We start from the raw sequence: 7,029 nt of genomic DNA on the forward strand, positions 1-7,029 counted from the left end.
GACGGGCTCGGGGTCCCCCGACTCCACGTCCTCGGCCTTCGCGTCGTCGTCCTTCGCGTTCTCGGCCGACTCGTCCTCGGCGTCGTCGTCCTTCGCGGCCTCGGGCAGCCGGAGCGTCATCGTGAGCGAGGAGGACCCACCTGCCTCCGCAGGCTTCTCGGCCTCCTCCTCGCCCTGTGCGTCCCGTTCCGCGGACGGCTCCGGCTCGGTCGGGGTGGTGGCCGTCTCGCCGGGGGCGGCCTTCTCGTCCCGGGGAGTGGGACGGGGGCCGGTGAGGGCGTCGGCGGACTCGGGGAGGTCGAGGTCGTCGGTGCGGAGGGAGGTGGTGTCGCGGTCGACGGGCAGGCGGAGGGCGGTGGTGGGGCTGTCCGTATCGCGGACGCGGAGGTGGACGGTGGAGCCGCCCTCACCGGGCTCGCGCGGGTCCTGCTCGGCCCCGGCCCGTCGCGTCTCGCCGTCTCGCCGCTCGCTCTGCGGGGACTCGCCCACGTAACCCACTCCTCCTCGTCCGCCCGGCACCGCCGGTCCGATCACACAAGCTGGTTTTTTTCGGGTGGGTTCTCGACCCGGCCCGGCACCTGTACAGTCTCCGGCACCGAGGCCGCGATGGCCCGCCTCACCCCGCCCGACCGGCGGTTTTTCCCGGCTCGACGAGCCGTTGCCCGGTCAGACGCGGGCCCGTCGGACGGTGGTTCCCGCCTGCCCGGGCAAGGTCACGATTCGGAGGCGTACTCGACAAGCCCGTGTGAGAGGCGTCACCCTGTCATTCATCCACGCGGGGAGGCTTGGATGGGCAGAGGCCGTCGAACCATTCCCGAGGAGCTGTTGTTGCTCGCACTGGACCCGGCCACGGGTACCACCGCGCAGCCGCAGACCCTCGATCTCGGACTTGCCGGGGCGCAGCTCGTCGAGCTGGCCCTGGCCGGAAGGATAGCCCCGGACGGGGACCGGATCGCCGTGGTGGTGCCACGGCCGACCGGTGACCCGACCCTTGACCATGCACTGGAGCTGTTGCGCCGGCGCGGCAGCCCGGTGCGCGCGGCGCACTGGATCGGCGGCCCGCGCCTGGGCCTGCGGCAGACGTACCTGGCGCACCTGGAGCGGTGCGGCATGGTGACGGCGGTGGCCGGCCAGGTGTGCGGGGTGCTGCCGACGACGCGGTACCAGGCGTCGGACGACTGCACCAACGCGGCGATCAAGCAGCGGCTGGACACCGCGATCCGCACCGGCGTCCCGCCGGACCCGCGGACCGCGGCGCTGGCCGCGCTGGCCCACGCGGTGGGCCTGGGCAAGCACCTGTACCCGGGCAACGAGGGGCGGTCCTCGCGCTCTCGTCTCCGGGACCTGATCAGGTACGACCCGCTGGGCGGCATGGTGGCCCACGCGGTGATGGACGTGCAGAACGGTCTGCCGTCGCAGCAGCAGGGCCGGCCGTCGGCCCCCGTGGGTTCACGGGGTCCGGCCGGGCGGCCCGCCGCTGCCGGGCGGGGCGTGGCGAGCCGGGTCGGCGCCCGATGAGCGGTGCACGCCGTTAGCGTTCGGTTCGGAGGAAGGGCGGTCGGCCCGGTGCGAGACACCGGGGCGGCCGCCCTTCGCCGTTCCCGGGTCGGGGTGACGGGACGTCAGGGGGCCTGCCGCGGGCCGGAACTCCTTTAGCGCGCCGAACCGGCCGGGCGCAAGTACGGCCATCCCGATTGAGCTATTTTCCGATGATCTGTTCTACTGCGGTACTTCGATTTCCAGGCACGGACCGCAGTCGAGGTGGCATGCTGCGAAGCGTCAGGGGGGTTGGTACCAATTACCGCACTGTTGCCAGAGGTACGGCCGGAGGTCGATGTGTCCGCCAGCGTGAACCCGACGGTTCGCCGCCGCCGTCTCGGCGCCGAGCTCCGTCGGCTCCGCGAACTCAGGGGGATGACCGCCGAAGAGGTGGCCGGCCGCCTGATGGTCTCCCAGTCGAAGATCAGCCGCCTGGAGAACGGGCGCCGCTCCATCAGCCAGCGTGACGTGCGCGACCTGTGCGACGTCTACGAGGTGGAGGACGAGCGCATCCGGGCCGGGCTGATGGAGATGGCCAAGGAGTCGCGCCAGCGCGGCTGGTGGCACGAGTTCGGGGACATCCCGTACAGCGTCTACATCGGTCTGGAGGCGGAGGCCTCCTCGATCCGGGCCTACGAGTCCTCGTTCGTGCCGGGCCTGCTGCAGACCAGGGAGTACGCCGAGGCCGTGGTGGCCGGGACGCAGCCGGACACCGACCCGGCCGCGATCCGCCGCCGGGTCGACGTGCGGCTCAAGCGGCAGCACCGGATACACGGCGAGGACCAACTGGGCAGCCTGTGGGTGGTGGTGGACGAGGCGGTGCTGCGCCGCCAGGTCGGCGGGCCGCGCGTGATGGCCGAGCAGTTGTACCAACTGGTCGCCCTCGGCGAGCGCCCGAACATCAACCTCCAGGTCATCCCATTCATTCACGGGGCGCACCCCGGCATGACCGGGACATTCTCCCTGATGGAGTTCCCCGAGTCCGCGGATTCCACGGTCGTCTACTTCGAAGGAGTGACGAGCGATCTCTACCTGGAGAAGGAAGCCGATGTACGCCGCTATACCAATCTGTACGACCACCTGCGGGCCGCGGCGCTGAGCGTCGTGGACAGCCGGTCGATGATCACCGATATCGCAGAGGAGTTCATGAAATGAGCAAGGCCACCGACACCCTGACCTGGCGCAAGAGCAGCTACAGCGGCGGCAACGGCGCCTGCGTCGAGATCGCCGTGCCGAACGCGTCCTCGATCGCGGTCCGTGACTCCAAGGACCCGCAGGGCCCGCAGCTGCGCTTCTCCCGCGAGAGCTGGGCGGCGTTCGCGGCCGCCGCCGGCTCGGGTGCCTTCGGCGAGGTCTGATCCGCCGTCCGGTCCACGGCCACGGGGCCCGCCGCTTCCCGCGCGGCGGGCCCCGTGCCGTTCCCCGTGCCGTCCCGGAAACCGACGGACGCGTCAGGCGCCGATGATCGGGTAGCGCTCGTTCCAGACGTCGGTGCCGTGCAGTTCGGGGCCGTGCAGCAGTTCCAGCACCAGGTCGTCGGCGAGTTCCAGGATCGCCCCGCGGCCCTCGACCTCGGCGACCAGCTCGGGCGGGAGCGCGGTCTCGCCGTGCAGGGCGCCCAGCAGGTTGCCGCAGATCGAGCCGGTGGAGTCGCTGTCCCCGGAGTGGTTGACGGCCAGCAGCAGGCCGGTGCGGACGTCCTCGGAGACCAGCGCGCAGTACAGGCCGATGGCGAGCGCCTCCTCGGCGACCCAGCCCTCGCCGAGTTCCTCGACCCGCTCGGGGGACGGCGCGCCGACCCGGACGGCGTCCAGCGCGGCGCGCAGCGCGGCGGTGGTCTCCTCGTGGCCGGGGCGCTCGGAGAGCAGGGCCAGCGCCAGGTGCACGCCCTCCTCCAGGGTGCCGCCGCGGGCCACCGCGTGGACGATCACCGCGAAGGCGCCGGCCGCCAGGTAGCCGGTGGGGTGACCGTGGGTCAGCACCGAGCACTCGACGGCGAGTTGCAGGACCAGGGCCGGGTCCCAGGCGGTGAGCAGGCCGAACGGGGCGGCCCGCATGACGGTGCCGCAGCCCTTGGAGCCGGGGTTGCGCGGCTCCTCGACGGTCGGCAGCGGGCCGTCCGCGGTGCCGGCCAGGCCGGACAGGCAGGCCTGGCCGGGGGCGCGGCGGGCGTACAGCCACTCCTCGCGGCCGAGCCAGCCGAGGTCCTTGCGGCGCTCGTCGGGGCCCCAGTCCTGCTGGGTGGCGTACCAGCGCAGGTAGGCGCGGTGCACGTCGGTGGGCGGGTGCCAGGCGCCGCTCTCCCGGGCGATGTGCGAGCGGATCAGGCCGTCGACGGTGAACAGGGTCATCTGGGTGTCGTCGGTGATCGCGCCGCGCCGCCCGTAGGCGGGGACGTAGCCGGTGACGCCCTGCGGGCCGTGGGCCTCGCGGATCTGCTCCAGCTGCTCGAACTCGATGCCGCCGCCGAGCGCGTCGCCGAGCGCGCCGCCGAGCAGGCAGCCGCGGACCCGACTGCGGAAGTCCTGCTGCTGGGCGCGCGACCACAGGGGCATCACGGGGCGGAACCTTTCGGTCGGGGTCTCGGACAGCAGACGCACTGTATTCGAAGACCCGAGCGAAGGGTCGGTCGGTTGCGCGAACCGCCGCCCAGCGACCGGCCCCACCGACCGACCCCGCCCGCTGACCGACCCCACCGACCGGCCCCGACCGGCCCCGACCGGCCGCCCGGGCCGCCCCGTCGCGCCCGGTTCAGTCCGCCAGCGGCAGCAGCTGCGGGAGGTGCCCGTCGGAGGCCAGCGCGGCGGCCCGGCGCTCGGCGGGCACCTCGCCGTACAGGGTGGTGCGCTGCCGGGCCGGGCGGCCGGCCAGTGCGGCGGTCGCCTCCAGGTCGCGGACCGACTTGTAGGAGCCCCAGGAGGAGCCCGCCATCCGGGAGATGGTCTCCTCCATCAGCGTGCCGCCGAGGTCGTTGGCGCCGCTGCGGAGCATCTCGGCGGCGCCCTCCGCGCCGAGCTTCACCCAGCTGGTCTGGATGTTGGGGATGTGCGGGTGCAGCAGCAGCCGGGCCATCGCGGTGACCGCCCGGTTGTCGCGGGCGGTCGGGCCGGGCCGGGCGATGCCCGCCAGGTAGACCGGCGCGTTGGTGTGGACGAACGGCAGGGTGACGAACTCGGTGAAGCCGCCGGTGCGCTGCTGGATCCCGGCGAGCAGCCGCAGGTGGCCCAGCCAGTGCTGCGGGGTGTCGACGTGGCCGTACATCATGGTCGAGGAGGAGCGGATGCCCAGCTCGTGCGCGGTGGTCACCACCTCGACCCAGGTCGCGGCGGGCAGCTTGCCCTTGGTGAGCACCCAGCGGACCTCGTCGTCGAGGATCTCCGCCGCCGTGCCGGGGATCGAGTCCAGCCCGGCCTCCTTGGCCCGCACCAGCCACTCGCGGATCGGCAGGCCGGTCCGGGTGGCCCCGTTGACCACCTCCATCGGCGAGAAGGCGTGCACGTGGATGCCCGGCACCCGTTCCTTCACGGCCCGGGCGATCTCGAAGTAGGCGGTGCCCGGCAGGTCCGGGTGGATGCCGCCCTGCATGCAGACCTCGGTCGCGCCGACCTGCCAGGCCTGCTCGGCCCGTTCGGCGACCTGGTCCAGCGACAGGGTGTAGGCGTCGGCGTCGGTGCGGCGCTGCGCGAAAGCGCAGAACCGGCAGCCGGTGTAGCAGACGTTGGTGAAGTTGACGTTCCGGGTGACGCAGTAGGTGACGTCGTCGCCGACGGTGGCGCGGCGCAGCTCGTCGGCGATCCGGGTGAGCGCGTCCAGCGCGTCGCCGTCGGCCTGGAACAGGGCCAGCGCCTGGTCGTCCGTCAGCTTCTCCGGGTCGTCGGCGGCGACGGACAGCGCGGTGCGCAGCTCGCCGTCCAGTCGGCGCGGGGCGGGGACGCCGACCCGCTCGCGCAGCGACTCCCAGTCGCCGTACACCTCGTCGAAGTCGGAGCGGCGGTCGCCGGTGCGGCCCTCGGTGTCGACGGTGCGGAACAGGTCGGTGCGGCCGCCGCCGGTCATCGGCTCGTCCGGCTCCTGCCAGGGCAGGCCGACGGGGCGGGCGCTCTCGGCGGCCAGGCCGGTCTCCGGGTCGGCGAGGGCGCGGACGTGCGGCAGCAGCCGGGGGTCGAGCCAGGGCTCGCCGCGCTTCAGGTACTCGGGGTAGACGGTCAGGCGTTCGCGCAGCTCGTACCCGGCGGCGCGGGTCCGCTCGGCCAGTTCCTCGATGTGCGGCCAGGGGCGTTCGGGGTTGACGTGGTCGGGCGTCAGCGGGGAGACGCCGCCCCAGTCGTCCAGGCCGGCGCCGATCAGCAGCGCGTACTCGGCGTCCACCAGGTTCGGCGGGGCCTGGATCCGGGCGGCGGGGCCGAGCACCAGCCGGGCCACCGCCACCGCGGCCGCCAGCTCGTCGAGTTCGGCGTCCGGCATGGCGCGCATCGCGGTGTCCGGCTTGGCCCGGAAGTTCTGCACGATCACCTCCTGCACGCCCTGGTAGGCGCGGGCGACCTTGCGGATCGCCAGCAGCGACTCGGCGCGCTCCTCGTGGGTCTCGCCGATGCCGATCAGCACGCCGGTGGTGAACGGGACAGCGCTGCGCCCGGCGTCCTCCAGCACCCGCAGCCGGACGGCCGGCTCCTTGTCGGGCGAGCCGTGGTGCGGGCCGCCGGGCTCGGACCACAGGCGGGTGGCGGTGGTCTCCAGCATCATGCCCATCGACGGGGCGACCGGCTTGAGCCGCTGGAAGTCCGTCCAGCTCAGTACGCCCGGGTTGAGGTGCGGCAGCAGGCCGGTCTCCTCCAGCACCCGGACCGCCATCGCCCGGACGTACGCCAGGGTGTCGTCGTAGCCGTGCGCGTCCAGCCACTCGCGGGCCTCCGGCCAGCGCTCCTCGGGGCGGTCGCCGAGCGTGAACAGGGCTTCCTTGCAGCCGAGTTCGGCGCCCCGGCGGGCGATCTCCAGCACCTCGTCCGGGGACAGGTAGAGGCCGTGGCCGTCCTTGCGGAGCTTGCCGGGGACGGTGGCGAAGGTGCAGTAGTGGCAGCGGTCCCGGCAGAGCCGGGTGAGCGGGACGAACACCTTGCGGGAGTAGGTGATGACGCCGGGGCGGCCGGCCTGCTCCAGGCCGGCGTCCCGGAGCCGGGCGGCGACGGCGCACAGCTCGGCCAGGTCCGCGCCGCGGGCCCGCAGCAGCACCGCCGCCTCGGCGGTGTCCAGCGCCACCCCGTCCCGGGCCCGGCGCAGCGCGCGCCGCATCGCCGTCGGGGTGGGGTACGCGGCGGACGGGGTCGGCGTCTGAGGACTCATGGGCCGACCCTACGACAGTGCTCCCCCTCCAGGACTACACCGACCCTGACGGTGTCTCAGAGGGCGTTCGATACCGTTTTAGGCTGCCGCGCATGGTTTCGGGCGGAGGTATTGCCCGGTTCTGTCCGGGGCGGCGGTCAGCCGGGTGGT

Annotated in this window: 5 protein-coding genes and 1 pseudogene; 3 read left to right on the plus strand and 3 right to left on the minus strand. The window is 73.4% G+C overall.

Annotated elements, in window-relative coordinates; genetic code table 11:
- Nucleotides 1-489: pseudogene (locus ACIOHG_RS31560) on the minus strand (hypothetical protein); the annotation flags it as partial.
- Between the two features lie 300 nt (nt 490-789).
- Between ACIOHG_RS31560 and ACIOHG_RS31565 the strand changes: the two are divergent.
- The 3 genes from ACIOHG_RS31565 (at nt 790) to ACIOHG_RS31575 (ending at nt 2,897) form a co-directional block, all read left to right on the plus strand.
- Nucleotides 790-1,518 (plus strand): GPP34 family phosphoprotein, encoded by a 729-nt coding sequence (locus tag ACIOHG_RS31565; protein ID WP_400955698.1) that lies wholly within the window; start codon nt 790-792, stop codon nt 1,516-1,518.
- 318 nt (nt 1,519-1,836) lie between these two features.
- Complete coding sequence (locus ACIOHG_RS31570; RefSeq protein ID WP_400955700.1) at nt 1,837-2,694, plus strand: helix-turn-helix domain-containing protein; 858 nt, start codon at nt 1,837-1,839, stop codon at nt 2,692-2,694.
- Nucleotides 2,691-2,897, plus strand: a complete 207-nt coding sequence (locus ACIOHG_RS31575) for a DUF397 domain-containing protein (protein ID WP_400955702.1) — start codon at nt 2,691-2,693, stop codon at nt 2,895-2,897. The genes ACIOHG_RS31570 and ACIOHG_RS31575 overlap by 4 nt, the downstream gene beginning before the upstream one ends.
- 93 nt (nt 2,898-2,990) lie before the next feature.
- Here ACIOHG_RS31575 and ACIOHG_RS31580 read toward each other — a convergent pair whose 3' ends face one another.
- Both ACIOHG_RS31580 and ACIOHG_RS31585 read right to left on the minus strand, forming a co-directional pair.
- Complete coding sequence (locus tag ACIOHG_RS31580; RefSeq protein ID WP_400955704.1) at nt 2,991-4,094, minus strand: ADP-ribosylglycohydrolase family protein; 1,104 nt, start codon at nt 4,092-4,094, stop codon at nt 2,991-2,993.
- A gap of 196 nt (nt 4,095-4,290) precedes the next feature.
- Entirely contained in the window at nt 4,291-6,879 is a 2,589-nt protein-coding gene (locus ACIOHG_RS31585; RefSeq protein ID WP_400955706.1) for a bifunctional FO biosynthesis protein CofGH, read from the minus strand.
- Nucleotides 6,880-7,029 lie beyond the last annotated feature (150 nt).

It is taken from the genome of Kitasatospora sp. NPDC088134, assembly GCF_044741705.1.
Classification (GTDB): Bacteria; Actinomycetota; Actinomycetes; order Streptomycetales; family Streptomycetaceae; genus Kitasatospora.

Bases quoted from the DNA above. Each gene is read 5' to 3' on its own strand.
- ACIOHG_RS31565 (WP_400955698.1), top strand. From the start codon at position 790: ATGGGCAGAGGCCGTCGAACCATTCCCGAGGAGCTGTTGTTGCTCGCA.
- ACIOHG_RS31575 (WP_400955702.1), top strand. From the start codon at position 2,691: ATGAGCAAGGCCACCGACACCCTGACCTGGCGCAAGAGCAGCTACAGC.
- ACIOHG_RS31580 (WP_400955704.1), bottom strand. From the start codon at position 4,094: ATGCCCCTGTGGTCGCGCGCCCAGCAGCAGGACTTCCGCAGTCGGGTC.
- ACIOHG_RS31585 (WP_400955706.1), bottom strand. From the start codon at position 6,879: ATGAGTCCTCAGACGCCGACCCCGTCCGCCGCGTACCCCACCCCGACG.